This window comes from Legionella taurinensis (assembly GCF_900452865.1).
Classification (GTDB): Bacteria; Pseudomonadota; Gammaproteobacteria; order Legionellales; family Legionellaceae; genus Legionella_C; species Legionella_C taurinensis.
The window spans coordinates 2304509-2327669 of the sequence record NZ_UGOZ01000001.1 but is presented as its reverse complement, the minus strand read 5'-3'; the positions used below and the strand labels follow the sequence as shown (position 1 = coordinate 2327669).

Here is a 23161-nt window from a genome sequence, read left to right as displayed (position 1 = left end):
ACCCGCCGAATGGCGGGTTTTTTATTTACACCAATTGCCTTTTTTTCTCTGCTTCCCACTGTTTGAGCGGTGACAATTCCGGTTTGGCCATGGCCGATACGGGTAAATAAAAGGTCTGTTCTAAAAGGTATTGCCCACTTAATGCGGCATGAGACACCTGATCGGTAAACACAACCCAGGTACTTAAGGCTGGGAAATCAAAGCGTATTTTTTCCACACTTTGCTGGTATTGATCATCGCGTTTCATGCGATCATGCAATTGCAATTGATAATGATCATAAGCAGAGCGCAGGGTTTTGGTGGTTTTTACCCCTTTCAGGATCAGCGCTTTCAGGTAGTTGTAATTGGGGATGCGTGGGGAAAAACGCGCCATGACTGCAGGAAAAGGTTCACCCAGGTGCCAGACACGTGGCAGACCGGAGGGATTGATGTTGCAAAAGACCCGCAAAATACGCTGCCCGTAGACGGGTGAAGCGGAGAAAGAGTCGACATGCAGGCGGGTATCATCCTTGCGTTTACTGTAAGCCCGCCCCTCAATTTCCGCCGGCCGGTAACTCGTTCTCCCCCACAGCAGATGCGAACGGTAAGGGGGGAACAGGGTTTCTATCAATTCCCTCGCAAACAGGGCATAGCCGCGCATAAAAGCGGTCAGCCTGTTTGACAGGTCCGGGTTAACATGCTGCTGATTGAAGGCGCCCAATGCCTGGGTTTTAAAATTAAAGCTGACATTTTTATGCTTACTGTCAAGGATGGTGTCGGATAACAAATCCTGCTCAAGACCCTCGTTGGAACTGTAAAAACAGCGTGGCAGAAAAACAACCTGACCGGATTCCAGAGCTGCCAGGGCCTGAGCCAGGGTTGAGGCATCTGACTGGCTTAAATCCGGGTTCTCAACAGTAAAAAGCGGTTGTACCATGGTATTCTCTTTCAATAAAAACTCATCGATTCTAGCAAGTATTCGTGCTATTTTGAAAAGGATAAGTGACACTCAGGCAATCATAGTTTAAACCAATCAATTCCATATAAACGATTGATTTTAAAAATCGTTATTTTTCGACTATGGTAAAAGCATAACCGATGAGGAGGTGTGAACATGAGTATAGCGAAAGAATTATCCATCATTTTAGCCGATACCTATGCCCTGTATCTGAAAACGCAAAATTACCACTGGCATGTGCGCGGCCCGCAATTTAAATCCCTGCATGGCCTGTTTGAAACGCAATACACCGAATTGGCGGAGGCTGTCGATGAGGTTGCGGAGCGATTATTAATAACCGGCAATAAAGCGCCGGCGACCTTTAAAGAGTTTGAAAGCTTAAAACGCATCAAGGACGGCGATTCAAGCCTGGATGCCAATCAGATGGTGATCGAATTGGCTCAAGATCACAGTACGCTGGTGAAAGACTTGAATCGCGCGCTGGCCCTTGCCCAGGAGCAGAATGATGAGGGGACGGCGACGTTGCTTGGGGATCGTATCGCCGCGCATGAAAAAGCGCACTGGATGCTGGCCGCTTCTGCGGAGCGTTAATCAGCCGGATAAGAATAATACCAACAGACGTTCTGCTGATTTTCCAATCGGCAGAACGCAGGCAGGCCATGAGTTGTGATTCACATTCTTTTTTCTTTAAGCTTGTTTGCAAGCGCTGTCTTGCTTTTTGTTATCCAACCCATGGTGGCAAAAATGCTGCTCCCAGTGTATGGCGGTACGCCAGCCGTGTGGACAGTCTGCATGCTTTTTTTTCAATTTCTCTTGTTAATCGCCTACGGGTATGCTTGGGTTCTCAGTTATTTTTGCGGTAGGCACTGGCGGTTTGTGCATGCCGGTGTAGTGGCGATTGCCCTGTTTTTTCTGCCGTTAACGCTCATTCCCACCCATGCCGCTGACGCGCCTGATCTGGGTATTCTGCGTGATTTGATTGGTCAACTGGGCTTGCCCCTGTTGATGGTCGCGGCTTCTGCACCCCTTTTGCAGTTTGCCTACAGCTTAAGTCGCGGCAAACAGGCGCATGATCCCTATTTTTTATACGTGGCCAGCAACATCGGCAGCCTGTCGGCGCTTTTAAGCTACCCCTGGCTGATTGAGCGATGGATTGGGCTGAAACAGCAATTCGTGTATTGGAATTATTTATTCGGGGGCTACTGCTTTCTATTGGCAGTTATTTTATGCCTGCCTTACCGCCAACCCGCATTGAATGGCCATCATCCATCAGAGCCAGTTGCCTGGCAAACCAAGGCCTTATGGATAGGCTATAGCTTTATTCCCTGCAGCCTGATGCTGGGTGTTACTTTTTATATTTCGACCGACATTGCATCCACGCCCCTGTTCTGGGTCATTCCACTCGCCTTGTACCTGCTCTCGTTTGTCATTACGTTTGCGCAAAAACCCATGATTTCGCAGGATTGGTTGGTTCGTAACAGTTTATTGTTTATTATTTTCCCAGTTATCGGGTTTATTTTTGGTGCTAACCTGCTGTCCGCCTGGCAGTTGATTGCTTTTCATTTAGCCTGTTTTATGATGTTCGCGCTCTTGTGCCATGGCGAACTGGTGCGGTTGCGGCCTGCGGCTCACCGCCTCACCAGCTTTTATTTCTGCCTGGCGTTGGGCGGGGTGCTGGCGGGCCTGTTTAATGGGCTGTTGGCGCCGCGACTGTTCAATGGCGCTTACGAGTACCCTATCACGTTTGTTTTTGCCACACTCTGCATTCCATTAGCGGTCAGCCGGCGTTTTACCTGGATGCCCTTTGCCCTGGTCTTTGTTCTGACAGCCAATTATTTTTTGAGCGCCTACCCCTGGTATGCCTGGATCCGGGCTAATCGGGTGGTGGAGATAGGGGTGCTGGTGGCCATTCTTTTAAATGGTAAAGAAAAAATCAATTTGTTTGCGAGCCTCGCAGTGTTGTTTCTTTTTCTATTCAGCCCTTGGTTTAAACTGTTGCCGGCGTTGGATTTGCAGCGTAATTTCTATGGCGTGAAGCAGGTGACGTTTATGTCAGGCGTCTATGCGCTGTTAAGCCAGAGTACAGTGCATGGTTTCCAGTCTCCGGGCGCCTTAAGCGTGAGCAGTGGTTCGATGGCTTATTATGCGCCGGTGCAGCCCGTGCTTAAAGCCCTGCAGGCCAGGGAACCTTCATTACAGACCCTTCTGGTCGGTCTTGGGACGGGCATGTTGACTTGTCAGTTCAGACCCAGTGATGCAGTGGATATCATTGACATCGATGCACAGGTGATTGGCATTGCCAAGGATACCCGTTATTTCACCTACCTGAGGGATTGTCCGCCCCGCATTTTCCTGAGCGAAGGCGACGGGCGGCGAGTTCTTGGGCAAAAAGCGGATCATCAGGCTGATTTAGTGATCATCGATGCTTTTTCATCCGATGCAATCCCGACCCACCTGCTGACCCGGGAAGCCTTTTTATTGTATCAGCGGAAGCTCCATAAAGAGGGAGTTATTCTGGTGAATATCAGCAATCGTCACTTAAGGCTTCTACCGGTATTAAACGGCATAGGCAGGGCGCTTGATTTAATTGTGCTGCATGCCCTTTATCCCGGGGATGCGAAAGCAGGGAAATTTCCTGCCGAATGGGTCTTGCTGACGGCCAACGAACCGTTGGCCCGGTCCTTGATGGACCGGGACGGCTGGCGTTTTGTCACCGAGAATGAAAGCATCCTGTGGACAGACAATTACTCAAACATCGTGTCATTGTTGAAATGGTGATCCGAATCCCGTTTAAACAGGCCGGCTAAGGTTTTTTTCTCCGTCTTTTCCTTGCTTTTAAGCACCATGAAATAGGCATTCACATAGTCAGGAAGGGTGTGATTGGCTTGATAAAAGGTGTCTTTTCCAGTGTAGGCACCCGTTAAAAAGTCAATCTGGTAGAGATTATCGGCAAAGGCACCGCCGGTGTCAGCCATGATGCCCATGCGGCTAATGTCGTTACCCCGTTTATCGCGGTATTGAATCAGCAGCAATTTTCCAAGGCCGAATTGCGCCAGATCGGCCGCAAACGTCACCTCGTAATTGACCGTGATCTTGTGATCAGCGTCTTTACCGTACCCTTTCACTCCGTCCACTTCTTTAAAATACCAGTAACGCTCCTGATCCTCGGGTTTCTTCACCGTATTGTAGGGAATGTTGTTGTTGCGGTGCACGTTAAAATAACGGGGTTTGCCATTGCCAAAGTCAGCCACGAGGGTGCCTTGCAGCAGGGCGGCTTCGAGATCCGTACGGCTGACATACGCAAGAACCGGTACGTTTTTATCTTTTAAGGCCCCGGCAAGAATGGCTTGCTTACCGTATTGAAAACGGGTCAACTTGGGTTTGGCATTGGCCTCTTCCAGGGACAGGTATTGCTCATCGGCAGGAAGCCCGTGGATGGCATAAGGGGTTAATGGCGTGGGTTTGGCTGAAGCTTTGGCGAGATGCACATAATACTCTGTCATGACAATCTGATTGTCAGGGATGCCGCGCAATTTGGCTTTACTGCGGTAACGGCGGGCATGCTTCACATCAGGCAACCAGCGGACAAATTCAAACTGTTTCTTAACGAACTCAGGATCATTGAGTTCAGCCTGATGTTTGCAGATGAAAACCAGGGTGGCTTTGATTCGCCACATGGGAATCGGTAAAACCTGGCCCTCATGCAGCACCTGCGGATCGTAACTGGGGTCGTGGTTTAGGTAGGCCAGCGTCTGCTTGGCGGTTTCACAGAGGGCTTTGCCATCGACCTGATAATGACTTTGGGTTGAGGGTGCTTCTTCCACAAAATGGGGGGCGGCAAAAACGGGCGAAACAAACAGACAGCTTAAAGCCATGGTCCTTAAATTCATTGTGTGCGGGCTCCTGAATGAATGCAATGCTTGCCATCATACCAGCAAATTAATACCATGGACAAAAAACGGTGGTTTACCTTGGATGTAACTTCGCCTATAGTGGACTATAAGACCGCAGTTTGATCAACTTGAGAGAGTTTGATGAACTATATAAAACCATTATATGTGCAGGTCCTTCTTGGTATTCTTCTCGGCATCATCCTTGGCTTTTGCCTGCCGGAAACCGCCTCATCCCTTAAACCCTTATCGGATGCCTTCATTAAACTCATCAAAATGCTCATTGCGCCCATCATTTTTTTATCGTTGGTCTCAGGCATTGCGGCGATGAATAACTTAGAGACGGTCGGCAAAATCGGGGGGGCTGCCCTGGTGTATTTTATTATCACCACGGCGTTTGCCCTGGTGGTGGGACTGCTTGTGGGCGATCTGGTTCAACCCGGCGCCGGGTTGAACATCGATCCGGCCACGCTGGATGTCAAAACCGCAGAACCCTATCTCGGTAAAGCCACGACGGCGGCTACTCCCAGTGACTTTTTATTAAACATTATCCCTCAAACCTTCCTCAGTGCGTTTGTCGATGGGGAAATTCTGCAGGTATTGCTGGTGGCGATGTTGTTTGCCATTGGTTTAATCCTGGTGGGAAAAGAGGGACGCATCGTGTTGGACGGCGTGCAGGTGCTTGCGCGGATTTTTTTTAAAATCATTCATCTGGTGATGCACCTGGCTCCCATCGCCGCGTTTGCTGCCATGGCCTTTACCATCGGAAAATACGGCTTGAAACCCTTGCTTAACATGATGGGGCTGCTGCTTTGTTTTTACGTGACCTGTCTGGTGTTTGTGGTGGGTATTCTAGGCCTCATTCTAAAGCTTTATTGTCAGATGAGTGTGTTTAAACTGTTAGCCTACATCAAAACTGAATTGTTAATCGTCCTTGGCACCTCGTCTTCCGAAACCGTGCTGCCCAATCTTCTCGAAAAACTGGAAAAACTGGGCTGCAAAAAATCAACCGTGGGTCTGGTCCTGCCCCTGGGGTATTCGTTTAATCTTGACGGGACGGCCATTTACCTGACACTCGCCGCACTGTTCATTGCCCAGGCGACCAATACCGATTTAAGCGTCTGGCAGCAACTGTCGCTGCTTGCGGTGATGATTGTCAGTTCCAAGGGGGCCGCCGGTGTGGCTGGTAGCGGCTTTATCGTGTTAGCCAGCTCATTGGCGGCTGTCGGACACGTGCCGGTGGCTGGAATTGTCCTTATTCTGGGAATTGACCGTTTTATGTCCGATGGGCGTGCACTGACCAATGTCATTGGCAACAGCATTTCCACGTTAATCATTGCCAAATGGCAGGGGACACTGGATGAAAAAAGGGCCCGGGAAGTATTAGACAGTGTCACGCTGCAAAAGAATATTCAGGTCAGCATGGAATAACCTATACTCAAATTATTGAGAACAATGGAGAAGGTCATGGCATTGTCACAAGAGGCTGATCTGGAGCGATTCAGCTTACTGGAACAATTGGCTTCTGAATCCAGGCATGAACACGCTTTGCGCGCACTTCTTGCTGCTCCAACAACCCATCCTTTGCTGCGGCAATACTTTACTCTGCAACGCGAAAGGAAAAAAATAGAAAATGATTTTTTTGCCTTGCCACAACGGGATAGTCAGAAAGCGGCGTATGAAAAAAAACTCAACCAGGTTAAAGAGAAAATGGACGGTTTGTTTTCGCGTTTTGAAAACCAGGAGGCTGTTTTAGTGCACGTGTTGAAAGCCCATCTGCTAATCGATGCAAGTGCCAGGACCGATGGCTCCTGGGTATTGAATGCGGCTGAAGGTGATTTTGATTATAAAAAGAAAGCATTACCCATACTGCAAACATTAAAAGAAAGGGACATAGGCGTGGCTTATCGTCTGGAAGGCGAGCTATTAAATGAAGAAGCGGATAAGAGGAAAAACTTCCAACTTGGCGCCCAATTCAATGACAGCACGGCCAAAGTATTCGCCGGCTATGATTACCTTGCCTACATCAAAGACGAAGCCCTGTCAGATAAAGCGTATAATTACCCTGGCGGTGTTCCGCCGGATACGTTGCTGAGTGATCTTAAGCAGGAAATTACCAAGGGCAATCCCATCGCCGTGGTGAAGGAGCTGACCTACCTTGATAACGTCGTGAATGCGTTGAAGGATTTGGATCCTGAGCGCGTGGAGAAAAACAAGGGGACCTTCAATCAGGGGTTTTATGATAAAAAATTACAGGAAATAATCAGTAGTGCAGAAAAAATTGTCAGCGATGAAAAATTATCTGCTACGTTTAAGGCGATTAAGAAGGCCCTTGCTTCCTATAATTACGATGAAGTAAGAAAACAGAAAGCGATTTTGGCAGACCAGTTGCAGGCATTTAACCGCCAGGAGATGGATCGGGTAACAACAACCCTGCAGCAAGCCCATACTGAGCCTTTGGTTAAAGATAAATTTAAAAATAATGTTCATGTACTGCATAATTACTATACCGAAGAGATCGATCGCATTCAGCAAAAGGGCGGGAAAAAATTATCCAAAGGGGATCAGAAAAACATTGAAACATTGCGGATTGCACAAAATGAATTGATGGACAATTACGAATTAAAGACGGGGCAACACCAATTTATGTCCAATCATGTTGCAGCCACGGAAACGGCACTGGCAAGGCTGTCGCACTCCAATCCGATCATTAGACGAATTGAGGCTCTCTTTTCGGCCTTCAAACCCATGGAACTGGGCAAGAGCCGTCAGGCTTTCCGCGAACGCTTTGCGTCAATGAAAGAGCGTTTGCATGCTCTACAGGAAGACAATAAGTCGCCTGAGTCATCGATTCATCCCTGATTGACGGATTATCATTGAAAAAACAAAATGAGTTAAATATTTTCATCGAGGGTTTTTTTTGATATATTTGGTCAAAATTTCCAAATAAAAACCAAAATGCCAAAAAACACCTTGTTTAATTTTATTACCTTCCTGAAACAAAACAACCCAACCACTGACCAAGAATTTGTCTTAAAGAAGAACAGTAATAGCACAGACTATTATCTTATCCCCTTGACCATGACAGAGAAAATCAACGTGGCATGCGGGCAGGGATTGCTGTTACTCACGGAGCATCACATCAGCGTGTATGCCAATGAAAGCAAGGACAACCCCAATTTGAGTCAATACCACTACACGGCGTATCTTGATGACGAAAAGGGCGTTAAGTACTGTTTGCATGTTTATTTTGATGGTCATAATCAATTGACCAGGAATCCGACTCTGGAAAAGTATTTACCGGATACTGGCAGTGAACCCATCGATATCACGGCACAGGAAAAGCAGTTCACCGCATTGGCGATGCAATGGACCTATCCGATCATTAATGGTTTAAAAAAGCAGCAGTATGATCGTACTAGTGCATTGCGTGAGAAATACGACAGTCACATGGCTGTTCTGGAGAAAGCCTTATTTAGTGATCAGATGAAGTCAAAAGAAACGCAATACCTCGTCGATGCGGCATTCGAATTATCGACCCAGCTGCTCTTGTTGGTCAAAAGCAAAGCCCTGTCGAAAGAACATCGTTTCCTTGACGTTATGAAAAAAGCGTTGAAGGAACCGATAAAGCCGTCTTTGCAAACAATGAAATCGGAAGTCCCCGACGTGGAAGTGGATGAAATGACCGATTCGCCAGGCGATCCGGAGATGTTTTTGCCGCGAGTGAGCCATAATGCCTCGCGCAAGGGTGAGCAAGCCCCTTCTGTAAGCCATTTAAACGCTTTTGCAACAATCCAGGATCACTGGCGAGCATTAAATGATAACGACGCCATACCGCAACAAATTAAAAAAGTAGAAGCCTTATTGCAGCTTATTGCCGAATTCAATCTCATTCATGGTGATCAGGTTGACTGGACCTGCTTAAAGGCGCTTGAAGAGTTGAGAGTGAAGGTCTTTTCAAAAGGCGACGTACTCTTTAAACGGTTGGTCATCGGCGAGCAGTTTGATTTAGCCAAAGACATGCCCTCCTTTTACCACCGTTTAACGCCGGCTTACCTCGCCCTGGCTCTGCAATTGGAAAAAGAAGCGCTTCTGGACTTTGTGGTGTCTCATGCTGATATGGATGTCAGTCATCAGGCCATCACTGTCGGTAAACAAACGTTTTCGTCCGCGATGCATGCCTGCATCGCCTTAAGCAGCCATAAAAACATGAGCGCTTGTTTTTCGCGCCTGATTAAAGAGGGGCATTCACTGCTTGAGGTGGATGAGCAGGGCAAGCCGGTTATCCTGCCTGTTTTAATTGACAATGCTCATCCGCTTAAGCAATCCTTGCTTGCTAACCGCGACAAGACCCTTGATTCACTGCCCTTCCTGAAATCGATGGTTTCCCTGTTGGAAAACTATTTGAAGAACGGTAAGGTAGAAAGCACAGAAAAAATGCTAATCCTCGGTGTCATTGAGAAACTCACCAAGGACATCCAACTGTGGCAAAACATGAAGTTAACACCGAGTTTGAAAAAACTTCGTACGAATATCTCGGCGTTTGAACAGTTGGATAAGAATGAAGTACTCCTTAAGCTGAAAAAAGACTCAACCATAATCTCCTTACTGGCCCAGCTGGATATGGCTTCCCAACTTCTTCTACAGCGCTTAAAACCGAATCAATTAACTGCCAGTGTACATCAGGCCTCTCGATGGGAAGAGGGATTTAAACAATTAGTGAATCAGGTGGATTTCAGCCAGTTAAATTATGAGTCATTTAGGAAGGAAGTCATTTCCCTGCTTAAGAATACGTTATCGATTATCCAGAAAAAGGATGAGGCCTTGCTTTTAACTGAGCAGCTTAAAAGAACCCGAATACCGACCAAAGCCGCGAGAAGGGACAGTGCCCGATGCCAAAAGTTGTCTCAGGAAATCAGGGAACTCAGTAAATCAAATCCGTTCGCAAAATCCTTGCCTGTTTTTGAAGAGCAGTCGCCTTTGAATCGTATCATGGAAATACAAAAATCCCTTAATGAATGCACATCCCTGATGAGTAAAATGATGGAATTTATAAACAGCGATGCATTCAACCCGCGTACTTTTGAAAATGCCAACGATACAAAGGAAACGCAAAGTGAGGCGGATGAATTTGCTGATTTGGTTTTTTCAGTGGATGAAGAAGACGAATCGGAGAAAGCGAGCCATGTCCCGGGATTGAATTAATCAGAGAAAAAAGGCAGGAATCCTCTTTTACACTGAAGCCTAGGGCGAATTTTTCAGAATGAATGAAATTTGCCCGCCGCGTTCTAAAATGGCTTCTTTGATTTGATTGAGCTTCTGGGTGCCATGCTGCAGCCGCAGGGCCTGTTCAATGTCGTTACGCGTGATGCGGCAGCAGCGCAAATTTTTTTGGACAAAGCGGCCGTTTTTAATCAGGCAGACTTTTTCACCCTTGATGTATTTGCCGATGCGATGGTTTCTGTACGTGAGAAAAGCTAAAAAGCGATGGATGATGACAATCAGGGCACAGGCAATCATGGAGGGCAACATTGGAATATTGTTGACAATGGCTTCACCAAGAATCGCCCCCAGGATAATAAAAATAATAAAATCCAGCGCCGAATGCTGCCCAAATAAACGGGAAGACGTGGTGCGAAACAATAAAATGGCATAGAGGGTAATGATGATCGCCCGAATGTAGAGTCCATAATCCAGAAGGTCTTCCCAACCAAACAGTGTTTCCATTGTTTTCCCTGTGCTGATGAACGAATAGGGTGAGGTTATGTTAAGTTTAGTTGATCTCTGAGGAACAGAAAGCGACCTTGTGTGTAAGCAATTTTCAAACTGTATTATTTAATTGTACAATTGCGGCATTTTACCCCTTGTGATCATCCCATGCCGTTTTCTTTTATTACGCATCAATCCGCGCCTTTAAGCGAAGGACAATCCATCAATAGCCCTGAATTTAATCCTTTTTTACACGGCACCACCACGCAGGCGCTGGTGATGATGTCAAAAACCAAGTGGATGCTGATGCCTCCACTTGACTTACTGGAGCAGCATGGCCTGGCCCCGCTGTCGGGTGAATTGTCAAAAGGCGGATTAAACCATGCACAGGCTCGAGGCCAACCATCATTTGGTCGCTTAGGTGCTCCACAACACGCTTATTCTTTGGAATGCATTACTACAGACTATGCCAATAAGGGAGAAGTCCCATCGACGGACCTTGCCAGCTGGGACTTGCACAGTGTGACTGACGAAGCCCCGCAAACGCTCTATTGTAATATCAATCTGCTGTTAATCCATGCTGCCCGTTACCGGCAATTGGGCGGGGATGTAAACAAGATAAAGAGCGATAAAATAATCTCTGAATTGAATGCCGCAATTAATCTTTTTTACCTGTATTTAATCCTGGGTAAATACCTTGTGCCGAACCCCGAGGTCGCTGAAATGGCTAAAAAGGGTGGCTTGTATTCAATGAACAATCCGATTGATAGAGCCATTCAAACCCATTTCTCTGCAGAAAAACTCATTGAACAGCTCATTACGCTGAACCTTAATCTTGAAGCGGTATATACGAATCCAAATCAGGAGAATCTTGACCACGTCGTGCGCCTGCTGTCGATCCCACATCCCTCCGGCCCATCCACGTCCCTTTCGCTTGTCTGCCGGCCAGACTTAAAAAAGGAAGAGAATGAGGATGAAAAGGAAAAGGGAAATGAGTTAACGGCACAACAGGTTAATAAATATTTAGTCAGCAACCAGGGTACCTGGTCGGTGAGTTACCTGATTTGGTTTTACCTGACGGGTCACTACCATCCTGCCCAATTTCTTCAACATGAGAACCTTCTTTTAGGTCATATCCAGTTGCTTCGTGAGCGCGGCGCCACTCTGAAAAAACTACTAACCGAATCGCTTGCCCCTCTTCAATTCAATGAAGAAGAACAAGCCCTGTTCAAGCAGCCGTTTCCCATAATTCTGGTGGCGGCCAACGATGAAAAAATGACGCCGTTCAGTGATCATTTTCATGAATACCGCGCATCAAAACCCTTGTGTCTGGGGGCGGACATTACCATGGTGGCGACTGATACACCGATCCATCAAGCGCAGTTGCAGCATTATTTCGCTCAAGAAAACTTAGCTATCGAGGTGATTTTGTTCTCCCAACTCCATGACATTCGACGTCAGTTGCCGGGCTATGCTGACCAACAGAAGCCGAAAAACGTGCAGAAGACAGCGGTGGATGTTGCTCCGGCTCCTGTGACTGCCAAAAAATCAGACCATTACACGGTGGCTTTGCAGGGGATGGTCAATAAAATTAACCGCCATGCCTTCCAATGCCATGGTGGCGGCATCAAGATCAAGGAGAAGGTTTATGCGAAATCGGCCTACGTCATTGAAGCATTTTTAGCAAGCTTTCTCACCGGGGATAATTTACATTTATCGTTCCAGATTTATGAACAGTGCATGGCCACTATCCGCGATGAATTAGAACATAAGCGCGTGACAACCTGGGGCTTTTTTGGCATAGGTCGACGCGATCAAACCACGGTGGATTTGTACAAGGACTTGTACAACGAAGCTGTCGAAGCCCTGACAGCATAGAGAGGGCTTAAACCTCTGCCAGATTGCCCTTGGTTTCAAGCCAGGTTTTGCGGTCGGCGGCGCGTTTTTTTGCCAGCATCATGTCCATCAAGGACATGGTGGCTTCTTCGTCTTCCAGGGTTAATTGCACCAGACGGCGTGTGTCAGGATCCATGGTGGTTTCGCGAAGCTGAATGGGATTCATTTCGCCTAAGCCTTTAAAACGTTGGACATTGGGTTTGCCTTTGTTGTTTTTACCCAGATGGGCCAGGATTTTTTCTTTTTCTTCATCATCCAGGGCATAGTGCACGGTTTTTCCCTGATCAATGCGATAGAGCGGCGGCATGGCGACATAGACATGTCCTGCTTCCACCAGAGGTTTAAAATGACGCAGGAAAAGGGCGCAGATTAAGGTAGCGATGTGGGCGCCGTCGGAATCGGCATCGGCAAGAATGCAGATTTTGCCATAACGAAGGCCGGTTAAATCATCGGAGCCGGGATCCACGCCAATGGCGACGGAAATATCGTGAATTTCCTGAGAGGCCAGGACCTGACTGGATTCCACTTCCCAGGAGTTGAGAATCTTGCCGCGCAGGGGCAGAATTGCCTGATAATCTTTGTTGCGCGCCTGCTTGGCAGAACCGCCGGCGGAATCCCCTTCAACTAAAAACAATTCGGCCTGGCTTAAATCCTGCTGCAGGCAATCAGCCAGTTTCCCGGGCAGGGCAGGGCCCTGACTGACGCGTTTACGCGCCACTTGCTTAGCTTGCTTTAAGCGTTTATGGGCGCGCTCAATGGCTAAAGCAGCAATTTGCTCGCCCTGGCTGCGATGCTGGTTTAGCCAGAGGGCGAAGGCATCGCGGACCACGTTGCTGACAAAGGCGGCGGTTTGACGGGAACTTAAACGCTCCTTGGTTTGTCCGGCAAATTGCGGCTCTTTCATTTTGATGGACAAAACGTACTGGCAGGGTTCCCACAAATCATCGGCTGTGAGCTTAACGCCTCGAGGTAAAAGATTGCGAAGCTCGCAAAAGGCAGCCATGGCATCAAAGAGGCCGGAACGAAGGCCATTGACATGAGTACCGCCCTGGGCTGTGGGAATTAAATTGACGTAGCTTTCACTCAGGCTGGCTGAGGCTGTATCGAGACACCAGGCCAAGGCCCAATCCACGGTGCCTTCGTCGCTGCTGAATTCGCCGGTAAAGGGCTCCTCGGGAAAATACTCAGCCGGCAGGGCCTGGGTTAAATAATCAGTAAGGCCCTTTTCATAACACCAGTGCGTTTCTTCTTTGGTGGCCTGATTAATAAAGGTCATCGACAGCCCGGAGCACAGAACGGCCTTGGCACGCAGGACGTGCATTAACTGTTTGACTGAAATGCGCGTGGTGTCAAAATACTTGGCATTGGGCCAGAAACGAATGATGGTGCCGGTATCCCGTTTTTTAGTGGTACCGATTTCATTGAGTTCCTGCTGTTTGTCGCCATTGGCAAAGGTCATGTAATAGACAATACCATTGCGTTTAATGGTGACTTCGACTCGTTCCGAAAGGGCATTGACTACGGAGACGCCCACCCCGTGCAAACCACCGGAAAAGCTGTAATTCTTGTCAGAAAATTTACCGCCCGCATGCAGCCGGGTCATAATAACCTCTACCCCGCTTAAGCCCAGTTGCGGATGTAAATCCACAGGCATGCCGCGGCCATTGTCTTCAACCTGAACGGAGCCGTCTTCAAAAAGGGTAACGATAATGGACGTGGCATGTCCGGCAATGACTTCATCAACACTGTTATCGATGACTTCCTGAGCCAGATGATTGGGACGAGAAGTATCCGTGTACATACCTGGGCGGCGTTGTACCGGTTCCAGACCGCTTAAAACTTCAATCGCTTCAGCTGTGTAATTTTCAGTCATTGTCCATCACTTCAGGGTTCATTTAACTTGCTATTTTACCATAAAAAAGGTGATTTAGGGTCAACACTCACACAACCCGTGACGCCTCGCCGCCTCTTATCCTCCTCTCTGCCGCACGAACTCTGGCTTCCCGCCTTCGCGGGAAGGTGAAATTACTCAACCACAATCGGAGGGAATTTGTCGGCGTAATTGAGCGGTTTTTTTGCCAGAGCGATGGCGGCCTGCATGGCGGTTTTGGTGAATAATTGACCCGTTTCGCTGGCTTGCAGGGCGATAGGTGAGCCGGCATCAGCTAAGTGTCGAATCTCGCTGTTTAAAGGCAGTTGACCTAACAGGGGGATATTGAATTTTTCGCTTAATTCCTGGGCGCCGCCCTCGCCAAAAATGGCTTCCTGATGGCCGCAGGCACTGCAACGGTGCAGGGACATGTTTTCCACCAGGCCCAACACGTCAATGGCGGTTTTTTCAAACATTTTTATCGCTTTTTGCGCATCCAGCGTGGCAATCGCCTGCGGTGTGGTGACCACGATGGCAGCGGTGAGGGGAATTTTCTGAACCAGACTTAATTGAATATCGCCCGTGCCTGGCGGTAAATCAATGAAGAGATAATCGAGCTCATCCCAGGCGGTGATATCCAGCATTTGCAGCAGGGATTTGGCAAGCATGGGGCCTCGCCAGATTAATGCCTCCTCACTGTCAGTCAGGTAACCGATGGACATGGCCTGAAGACCGTGGGCGCTGACCGGGACGTAGCGTTCGTCCTTGATGGCCACGTCATGGTGTCCACCCAGCATCATGGGGATGCTGGGACCATAAATGTCGGCATCGAGAATACCCACACGTGCGCCGGCACGGGCCAGGGCGGCAGCGAGATTCACTGCCACGGTGGATTTACCCACTCCTCCTTTACCGGATGCAATGGCGATGGTGTTTTTGACGCCGCGTAACCCCCGTCCGGGTAATTGGGTGCGGTGTGCGCGAATAAAAGAATCAAGACCTGTCTCAATCACGGTATCGGGAAAAACCCGGGCTAGCTCCTGATTGATTTTTAACAACAGGGCGTCTTGAAGGGGCTGGATTGGAAAGCCGGCAGTCAGCGCAATGCTTAATTTGGACTGCTCAGGGACAATATCCGCAGCAAAACCGAGTTGTTCCAGACTCTGTCCGGAAAAAGGATCAATTAAGGGCGCAAGGGTGGTGATGACCGTGTCGTGAATATTCATAATGAACAATAACCGATTAAAACGGGTGATAATAACTTACCTTTCGCTATTCGCAAACGTCAAGGCGGAAAAATGCGGCTTGACGGCAAGCGGATTGTAGTGAACTATGGATACCTTTTCATTAAGTGGCGAAACCCGGTGCGCAGACTGGCTGTCTTGAAAATTACAGGTTCGTTGCTTATCCATTCGTTACAGTGAGTATGAAAATGAGTCAGTCCAAGGCTAAATTGAGCCTCTTTAAACTGGTCATGATGACGGTAGTGGCGATTGACAGTTTGAAAAACCTACCGACCAATGCGCAATACGGTTCTGAATTGATTATGTTCTACCTGCTCGCCACCCTTACTTTTTTTATCCCATCAGCGCTGGTCACTGCCGAATTGGCCACTGCCTGGCCTGCGACCGGCGGGATTTATGTCTGGGTAAGAGAGGCGTTCGGCAAAGGCGCTGCCTTTCTCATCGTCTGGATGCAATGGTTGATGGCCATGTCGTGGTATCCGGCCATTTTGTCGTTTATCAGCGCGACGCTGGCTTATCTTATTTCCGCCGAACTGGCAGTTAATTCCGTGTATATTTTTTTCTCCATCCAGTTGCTGCACTGGGGGGCGATTCTGGTGGTCAGTAAGGGCTTAACGGTATCGAGCCGCTTAAGTACCCTAAGCGCTGTCATTGGCGTAATTATCCCCATGCTGTTTTTTATCGCCTTAGCCATTGGTTGGGTGGCGAGCGGCCATTCGTCCGAAATCGACGGGCTGTCCTTTAGCGGCGGTTCCCTTGCGCTGTCCGATAAACTCCGTCTGTACATTACGCTGCTGTACAGTTTAATGGGGATGGAGATTATTGCAGCGCATGCCGGTGATGTGCGTGATCCGCAAACCAATTTTCCGCGCGCCCTGCTGATTTCTGCGGGTATTATTCTGGCGACGGTTATTCCAGCGTCACTCGCCATCGCCATGGTGGTGCCGGCGAAGAAGATTAGTTTAATCTCCGGGGTCATTGATGCCTATACCGCTTTTTTGAAGGCGTTTGATTTGACCTGGCTTAAGCCGATCGTTATTCTGGCGGTTGCTCTAGGCAGTTTTGGTATTTTCTTTACCTGGTTTTTAGCCAGCTCCCGCTGCTTGCTACTGGCCGCTCAGGATGGTTCGCTTCCGACTTTTTTACAAAAGACAAATCGCGAACACATGCCCATTCGGTTACTGGTCCTGCAGGGGGTGTTGTTCAGTGTGTTGTCCTTTGCCTTTGTTTTTCTTCCCTCCGTCAATAGTGCATTCTGGTTGTTTTCCGCGGCCGCGGCACAATGTGCTCTGCTGTATTATGTCGTTATTTTCATGACGGCGTTGCGTTTAAGGTACTGCCATACGCAGCGCCCCAGGCCCTTTCGTGTCGGTCGAAAACCCTGGGTGATGCCTCTGGTTATCGGAGTAGGAAGTCTGAGCTGCCTGATGGCTTTTGCTTTTGGTTTTATCCCGCCCTCGGAGATGGACGCCCGACAGATCCTGCAATACGAGCTTTGGCTTGTTGGTCTGCTCGTGGGCGGATTGGCGGTTGGCGGACTAATCTATCAATGGTCGCAACGGCGTCTTTCAGTTCCGTGGCGGCTTGCTGTTCAGGAGCCGATCAGGCAGGCAGGGGCTGCGGTTGAAAATCCCAGTTGAGCCAGTGACCGCTGGCCAGGTAATAAACGCCGCAACGAATCGGCCGTTTTTCCTCCTGCAGGAGGAGTGAGGCATACGTGTTAACCTGTTTGCGGTGCGCCTCACGGGCCAGATCGTCATCGCTGCCTGTCTTAAAGTCAATAATCCAGCGGCAGCCATCCGCGATAAAGGTTCGGTCGAGAATGTAGGTTCGGATGCGGCCCTGTTCTCTGGCAAGGAGCTCGTATTCGTTTTTTTCCCCGGTATGGGCTTTGCAAATCCAGTGGGCGATGGTGTCTTCTTCAAATACCAGACGAATCTGTTGCCGAAGCCGGTCCAGGGCGTCCTGGCATTGCTCTTTGGTTAGTCCCGACAGCAGCAGCTGGTTTTCCATGTACACCCAGGGCAGTTCGTCCATGGTTTGCGGATGGGCAGTACACACCCATTGCAGCAGCTCGTGTGCGGCAATGCCGAGTTGCCTTGCATGGGAACTGGTTTCAGGAAATTGAATTTCATTTCGTTCCTTTTTTTCTTCCGGGGCCGCCTGTTCATAATAATGGCGGGGTAAGCGGGTGAGGGCCGGCGGCGGTTTAACGACTGATTCACGGGGAGATTCGTCCTCCTGAACATTGAACGCCTGTGCCTTAAGCAATGCCCTGAACGTGGATTTACGGCTGTCGTTTTCTTGATTGTCCAGCAAATGCAGGCGTTTTTTAGCGCGAGTGGCGGCTACGTACAATAGGCGTTGCAATTCGTAGTCGTCCTTTTCCGCATCGAGGTAAGCCAGGTAATTATACAAGCGGCATTCTTTTTTATAAGCGGCGCGTAAAGGCGAGAGAAGAACCAGGTTCTTGGGCTCGCTTGGCAGCGTGAGCCATCGCAGCAAAGGCTGATCGGAATTGACTGCTTTACTGCCAAGACCGGGAAGAATGACGCTGTCGAACTCCAATCCTTTGGATTTATGGATGGTCATGATTTGCAGACGCGAGGGACTCGCCTGCTCGGAATACAATTGTTTCATCGCCGTTTTAAAGCGGCCCATGTCCACAAGTTGCCCCTGTTCACTGTGACTCTCCAGCAGACACCAGAACTGTTCAAGGTCCTTTCTTTGATTGTCATTCAGTAGGCGATCGGCATGCAGGCGTTTTGCAGTCGCGCGAATCCAGTCAACCAATGACTGCTGGTGGCGGTTTTCCAGGGCGTCCGTCAGTACCTGACTCACAAAGCGGGCGCGAAGCAGTCCTTCTTCACTGAGTTGCGGTAATTCATGAAGATGCTGCAAGGCGTAGTAAATTGATTTTTTGCGGTCATGGTTAGCCAGATGGTACAAATCGGCTATGGGTAAGCCGCACCATGGGCTTCGCAACAGGGCTAACCAGGCGATGCGATCGGCAGGGTAGAGCAGGGCTTTGGTCAGCGAGGCGATATCCTGAATATGAGGTAAGGCTGTTAATTGTTGAATCTCCACGCCCTGAAAAGGGATGTTTTTGCGGGAGAGCAGGCTTACGATTTCTTTTAACTGGCTGCGGGAACGCACCAGAATGGCGATATCTGCGTCGGGATAGACTGAACGCTCGTGCTCAATCAATTGCAGCAGCGTGTTTGCTTCCTGTTCGCGGTTGGCGCATTGCCAGGCGGTGATGGTGCTGTCTTCCCCCGCGGCATGAACAGACGTTGATGGATGAAAGGACACCGCGCCGGATTCCATGTCATCCAGGGCTGGGAAAATGGATTGAAAACGGGCGTTCACCCAGTTGACAAGGGTGGCTGACGAACGGAAATTGCAGCTTAATTCCAGTGGAGTCAGCTTGATTGCCCCAATGCCCTGATGTTTGGCTTTAATGAATAATCCGACCTCCGCCTGCCTGAAGCGGTAAATGGATTGCATGGGGTCGCCCACCAAAAACAGGGTTTTACCCTCATCCGGTTGCCACCCCTGCGTGAGTTTTTCAAGCAGCCGGTATTGTTGAATGGAGGTATCCTGGAATTCATCCACCAGCAGGTGGTGGATTGCATTGTCCAGATGCAGGGTCAAATCCGTGGGATTGTCTTCATCGCCTAAGGCCAAAAGGCTCTGCTCGGTAATGGCGGTAAAATCACAGGCATTGGCTTCTTTAAAAAGCAGTTGCAGGTGAGCGGCCAAAAGCGGCAACAGGGTCATCAAGGCCTGAAGAACCTCCCATTGCTCCCGATCATACTGCGGCGGCGGAAGGTTCGCGACCCGCACCAGTGCCTCGCGAAAGTCAGGAAAGTCCTGCAGGGCCTCAAGCAAGGCTTTACTTCTTTCTTTAAGCTCACGGTAAAGCACGGCATCGACCGTGCTTTTTTGCAGACCGACGTGGTGATCAAATCCCTGGCGTAACTGATGGTCCGATTTTAACAAAACCCCAGCCAGCGCTGCCGCCTGATGGTTGTTCATTTGCTCAAAGGAATACCACTCGTGAAGCGGGTAGCGGGGCGAATGCGGGTTGCTTTCCGCTTGGGCTAATTGTTGACAAAGACGGCATAATTCATCTGCCAGTTCAGAAGGAATACTTCGGATTAATCGCTGCAGGGCATGGGCTTCGATCAAGGCTAACCCCTGTTCATACCCAGCCCTATCCTGTGTTTTGGCGCTGAAGAGAATCTCAAGCCATTGATCGCGCTTTTCGAGAAGCCCGCTTAACAGCTCATACAAGCGATCCTGACGGTTATCGAGGTGCTGCAAGAGAATCGTAAGGCATGGGTTCAGCGACTCATCCGCCAAGGCATGTTCTGTGCAGGCACGTGCGGCCTGTTCGTAATAACGCTGTGGCTGCTCCGTGATCGTGGCATAGGGGAATTGCTTTTCGGGCAGCGGGATGGCCTGCGTGATACTCTGGCACAGGGCATCAATGGTCATGATGCGCAAACGCTGCGGGTGTTTTAAGAGTTGCCAGCCAAGCGTCTTATCGTGCTGCAACGCCGCTCCTGCCAGTGCAAACGTCTGCTGTTGATGGGGTGATTGAGGAGGAATGTTGTCAGCGACCTGCTGGATCGCCCTGAGAATGCGCTCGCGCATTTCGCTGGCGGCCTTGCGGGTGAAGGTGAGTGCGATAATCTGTTCCGGTGCATTCACTGTGCTGAGCAGCCGCAGAAAACGCTGCGTCAAAATTTCAGTTTTGCCAGACCCTGCCGGGGCCTGGACAATGAATGACTGCGTGGGATCAATCGCCAGACTGCGTTGCCGACTGTCTTTAAGCATGGGACTCAACCCACCATGATTTCACGGGCGGCAGGGCGCAGATTGTAATTGGAACTCATGCAATGACCGTAGGCACCGGTATTGGCGATAAGTAAAATGTCGTTTTCTTCGGTGTGCGGAAAGGGACGATCATAGCCCAGCGTATCGCTCGATTCGCAAATCGGGCCCACCACATGGGCAAACCCTGTTTTTTCCTCATGAAGACGGCTTAAATTGACAATTTCATGGTAGGCGCCGTACAGGGCAGGCCGTACCAGAGAATTCATGCCGGTTTCAATGCCGATAAAACGCACTTTGCCTTTTTCCTTGCATTGCGTCACTTTAGCCAGAATGGCGCCGCTGTCAGCGACTAAAAAGCGTCCCGGCTCAAGCCAGAAAGACAAATGGTTAAAGCGCGATTTAACGGCCTGTAACGAAGAATCCAGGGCGGCAAGGTCAAAGGGCTGTTGTCCCGGTTTTTCGGCAATGCCGATGCCGCCGCCCAGGTTAATGATTTGCACATCCGGGAATTGACTGATTAATTCAGTCAGCATCAAGGCCGTGGTCTGCCAGAGTTCAGTGGTTAAAATACCGCTGCCAGAATGGGAATGCAGACCCACCACCTTGATTTGATGCGTTTTGACCAATTCCACTGCCGCAGAGAGATCGCTTTGCGGAATACCGAATTTGGATTCGTTGCCGGCGGTGGACACGAATTTATGATGACCGGCGCCGCTGCCTGGGTCAATGCGCAGAATAACGGATTTCTTCTTAAACAGTTCAGGCCAGTTTTGCAGGGGATAGAGGCTGTCTACCGTGACATGGCATTGGAGTTTAAAGGCAAACTCGTATTCGAAGCGGGGGGCGAAATTGGGAGTAAATAGAATCCGGTTGGGGTCTATTTCAGGAAACAAAGCCATTAAACACTGAAGTTCGTTAATCGATACGCATTCAAAGCCTAAGCCTTTGTCGTAAAAAGTCCGCAACACATCCGGATGCGGGTTGGCCTTCATGGCATAAAAGAGAGTGTCAATGGATTGCATCCCCGTTAATTCATCGGCCCGGGAAGCCAAGGTCGGGCGATGATAGACATAACAGGGGGAATCGGTCTGGGCGATTTGCAGTAATTGCTCGCGCTCCGTTTCCCACCAGGGGGCAGGGCGAAGGGAAGGCTCGCCGAATTCCTCGTGCCAGCTTTTGGAATAGTAAAAGCTCTGCGGGTTGCTTTCAATCAGCAGATTATGCAGCTTCTGGCGCAGCTTTTCAGCCTGTGATTCGTCCACCACGAAAGTTAAGTTCAAATCATTGGAGGCCAGGGACATGAGGTAAATCTGTTTGGCTTCAAAGACTTCAAGCGTCGGACCTAATTGCGGCAATACCGTACGGATGTGATGACCCACAAGACTGACCGCGCTGCAGGGTTCAATGAGACGGGCGCGGCCAAAACAGTTCAAGTCATTGATCAAGGCATCGAGTGTGCGACGATCCTGCAGTTTGGCGTTGCTGTCTAAAGACAGGGTGACGTTGAATTCAGAGGAGGACAGTAAATCCACCGAAAAGCCGTGTTTTTTAAAGGCGGTAAACACATCGGCCAAGAAACCGACCTGTTGCCACATGTTCAGGGTGTCGATGGAGATGAGGATGATGCTGTGCTTGACCTCAATGGCTTTAATGGGCGGCGCATTATCATCGCTCTCCTTGGAAATGCGCGTGCCGGAATGTTCGGGCATGCGGGTGTACTTCACCACCATGGGAATGCCGGCTTTGCGTACCGGCGGCAGGCAATTGGGATGCAGCACCTTGGCACCCATGGAGGCAATTTCCTGTGCCTCGTCGTAGTTTAACTGTTTCAGCAGGCGGGCATGAGGTAACTGGTGGGGATTGGCGGTGTAAATCCCGGGCACATCCGTCCAGATTTCACACAGGCTCGCTTCGAGAATGGCAGCCAGCAGGGCCGCGGAAGTGTCGGAGCCGCCACGGCCAAGCAGGACGGTATCGCCCTGTTCATTGGCCGCAAAAAAGCCCTGGGTAATGATGGCTTGCGCGCCCGTATCACGCAGCCGCTGGCTAAGGGCGGGATTCGGGAGGCTGTCGCAGCGTGCAGCGAGGTAATTGATGGAATCTCCCCCGGCAATCGGTGTGGAGATCAACGCTTCTTTCACATCAAACCACTGGCATCGAATGCCCCTGTTGTTAAGAAAAGCATGACCCAGACGCGTCATCATGATTTCACCAAGGCTCATAATCTGCGCTTTGGTTTTTGCCGGCGCTTCTCTGAGCAGGGCTACGCCTGTCAACAGTTGGTCCAGCTGTGTGAGTTCGCCTGCCAGCAGCTCATCCGGGACCTCCAGCGCTTTTGCCAGCTCATAGTGGCTGTTACAGATATCCCTGTAGATGGTCTGGTGCTGATTCAGCAACGCGGCGTGGGTGGCCTGTTCCAGCTTGTTCGATATCTGCGTCATGGCGGAGCAGACAATGACCGGCTGAGCACCCTGGTCAATGTGATGCCTGGTAATTTTTGCGATATTGTCCCAGGTTTGCCGGGATGAGACGCTGGTACCGCCAAATTTGGTGATGAGCTGTTGCATAAAATACCCGCACAAAAAAAGAACACGTTAACATGGACTGGACGTTGAATACAAGGGAACAGCGAACGATTGATGATGTCAAATTGTCAATCTGTATATAAGCTGCTCACAGTGGGCTTTGAATGGCTACTATCTGATTCTATTGATAAATTTTTCTCTAATTTCATTTGAAAAGACGTTTAATTCATTTATCATCATCTTGATTT

The 23161-nt window shown here is 49.4% G+C and carries 14 protein-coding genes; 7 read left to right on the top strand and 7 right to left on the bottom strand.

Going from position 1 to position 23161, the window contains the following annotated elements:
* Positions 1-25: 25 nt before the first annotated feature.
* Positions 26-916 carry a Kdo hydroxylase KdoO gene (kdoO, locus tag DYE45_RS10580; RefSeq protein WP_108290413.1) on the bottom strand — a complete coding sequence of 297 codons (891 nt, stop codon included), beginning with the start codon at positions 914-916 and terminating at the stop codon, positions 26-28.
* Positions 917-1093: 177 nt separating this feature from the next.
* Here kdoO and DYE45_RS10575 point away from each other — a divergent pair, with 177 nt between their 5' ends.
* Both DYE45_RS10575 and DYE45_RS10570 read left to right on the top strand, forming a co-directional pair.
* Positions 1094-1528: a Dps family protein gene (locus DYE45_RS10575; protein WP_108290411.1), complete on the top strand. Its 435-nt coding sequence runs from the start codon at positions 1094-1096 to the stop codon at positions 1526-1528.
* Between the two features lie 75 nt (positions 1529-1603).
* Complete coding sequence (locus DYE45_RS10570) at positions 1604-3715, top strand: spermidine synthase (protein WP_108290409.1); 2112 nt, start codon at positions 1604-1606, stop codon at positions 3713-3715.
* Here DYE45_RS10570 and DYE45_RS10565 read toward each other — a convergent pair.
* Entirely contained in the window at positions 3682-4827 is a 1146-nt protein-coding gene (locus DYE45_RS10565) for a hypothetical protein (protein ID WP_242602623.1), read from the bottom strand. The genes DYE45_RS10570 and DYE45_RS10565 overlap by 34 nt on opposite strands.
* A 144-nt stretch (positions 4828-4971) precedes the next feature.
* On the opposite strand from DYE45_RS10565, the gene dctA reads away from it, so the two are divergent.
* From dctA to DYE45_RS10550, 3 genes are all read left to right on the top strand, one after another.
* On the top strand, positions 4972-6258 hold the full coding sequence (gene dctA / locus DYE45_RS10560) for a C4-dicarboxylate transporter DctA (protein ID WP_108290407.1): 1287 nt from the start codon (positions 4972-4974) through the stop codon (positions 6256-6258).
* A 36-nt stretch (positions 6259-6294) separates the two neighbouring features.
* On the top strand, positions 6295-7689 hold the full coding sequence (locus DYE45_RS10555; RefSeq protein WP_115300889.1) for a hypothetical protein: 1395 nt from the start codon (positions 6295-6297) through the stop codon (positions 7687-7689).
* Between the two features lie 96 nt (positions 7690-7785).
* A complete protein-coding gene (locus DYE45_RS10550; RefSeq protein WP_115300888.1) occupies positions 7786-10032 on the top strand; it encodes a hypothetical protein in 2247 nt (748 codons plus the stop codon).
* Positions 10033-10071: 39 nt separating this feature from the next.
* On the opposite strand, the gene DYE45_RS10545 is transcribed toward DYE45_RS10550, so the two are convergent.
* Positions 10072-10554, bottom strand: coding sequence for a DUF421 domain-containing protein (locus DYE45_RS10545; protein ID WP_108290401.1), 483 nt, complete (start codon positions 10552-10554; stop codon positions 10072-10074).
* A 150-nt stretch (positions 10555-10704) separates the two neighbouring features.
* On the opposite strand from DYE45_RS10545, the gene DYE45_RS10540 reads away from it, so the two are divergent.
* Entirely contained in the window at positions 10705-12414 is a 1710-nt protein-coding gene (locus tag DYE45_RS10540) for a hypothetical protein (RefSeq protein ID WP_115300887.1), read from the top strand.
* Between the two features lie 7 nt (positions 12415-12421).
* Here DYE45_RS10540 and parE read toward each other — a convergent pair whose 3' ends face one another.
* Both parE and apbC read right to left on the bottom strand, forming a co-directional pair.
* Positions 12422-14305: a DNA topoisomerase IV subunit B gene (gene parE, locus DYE45_RS10535; RefSeq protein WP_108290395.1), complete on the bottom strand. Its 1884-nt coding sequence runs from the start codon at positions 14303-14305 to the stop codon at positions 12422-12424.
* 152 nt (positions 14306-14457) lie between these two features.
* Positions 14458-15528 (bottom strand): iron-sulfur cluster carrier protein ApbC, encoded by a 1071-nt coding sequence (gene apbC, locus DYE45_RS10530; protein ID WP_115300886.1) that lies wholly within the window; start codon positions 15526-15528, stop codon positions 14458-14460.
* Between the two features lie 206 nt (positions 15529-15734).
* Between apbC and DYE45_RS10525 the strand changes: the two genes are divergently transcribed.
* The gene (locus tag DYE45_RS10525) at positions 15735-17186 is read left to right on the top strand and encodes an amino acid permease (RefSeq protein ID WP_160160725.1); all 1452 of its coding nucleotides are present in this window, start codon (positions 15735-15737) and stop codon (positions 17184-17186) included.
* Here DYE45_RS10525 and DYE45_RS10520 read toward each other — a convergent pair.
* Together DYE45_RS10520 and DYE45_RS10515 are read right to left on the bottom strand one after the other, a co-directional pair.
* Positions 17149-20388, bottom strand: a complete 3240-nt coding sequence (locus tag DYE45_RS10520; protein ID WP_115300885.1) for a UvrD-helicase domain-containing protein — start codon at positions 20386-20388, stop codon at positions 17149-17151. The genes DYE45_RS10525 and DYE45_RS10520 overlap by 38 nt on opposite strands.
* 5 nt (positions 20389-20393) lie before the next feature.
* Complete coding sequence (locus tag DYE45_RS10515; RefSeq protein WP_108290387.1) at positions 20394-22955, bottom strand: bifunctional aspartate kinase/diaminopimelate decarboxylase; 2562 nt, start codon at positions 22953-22955, stop codon at positions 20394-20396.
* Between the last annotated feature and the right edge of the window lie 206 nt (positions 22956-23161).

Bases quoted from the DNA above. Each gene is read 5' to 3' on its own strand.
- DYE45_RS10540 (WP_115300887.1), top strand. From the start codon at position 10,705: ATGCCGTTTTCTTTTATTACGCATCAATCCGCGCCTTTAAGCGAAGGA.
- parE (WP_108290395.1), bottom strand. From the start codon at position 14,305: ATGACTGAAAATTACACAGCTGAAGCGATTGAAGTTTTAAGCGGTCTG.
- DYE45_RS10520 (WP_115300885.1), bottom strand. From the start codon at position 20,388: ATGCTTAAAGACAGTCGGCAACGCAGTCTGGCGATTGATCCCACGCAG.
- DYE45_RS10550 (WP_115300888.1), top strand. From the start codon at position 7,786: ATGCCAAAAAACACCTTGTTTAATTTTATTACCTTCCTGAAACAAAAC.
- DYE45_RS10555 (WP_115300889.1), top strand. From the start codon at position 6,295: ATGGCATTGTCACAAGAGGCTGATCTGGAGCGATTCAGCTTACTGGAA.
- DYE45_RS10565 (WP_242602623.1), bottom strand. From the start codon at position 4,827: ATGAATTTAAGGACCATGGCTTTAAGCTGTCTGTTTGTTTCGCCCGTT.
- kdoO (WP_108290413.1), bottom strand. From the start codon at position 916: ATGGTACAACCGCTTTTTACTGTTGAGAACCCGGATTTAAGCCAGTCA.
- apbC (WP_115300886.1), bottom strand. From the start codon at position 15,528: ATGAATATTCACGACACGGTCATCACCACCCTTGCGCCCTTAATTGAT.
- dctA (WP_108290407.1), top strand. From the start codon at position 4,972: ATGAACTATATAAAACCATTATATGTGCAGGTCCTTCTTGGTATTCTT.
- DYE45_RS10525 (WP_160160725.1), top strand. From the start codon at position 15,735: ATGAGTCAGTCCAAGGCTAAATTGAGCCTCTTTAAACTGGTCATGATG.
- DYE45_RS10515 (WP_108290387.1), bottom strand. From the start codon at position 22,955: ATGCAACAGCTCATCACCAAATTTGGCGGTACCAGCGTCTCATCCCGG.
- DYE45_RS10545 (WP_108290401.1), bottom strand. From the start codon at position 10,554: ATGGAAACACTGTTTGGTTGGGAAGACCTTCTGGATTATGGACTCTAC.
- DYE45_RS10575 (WP_108290411.1), top strand. From the start codon at position 1,094: ATGAGTATAGCGAAAGAATTATCCATCATTTTAGCCGATACCTATGCC.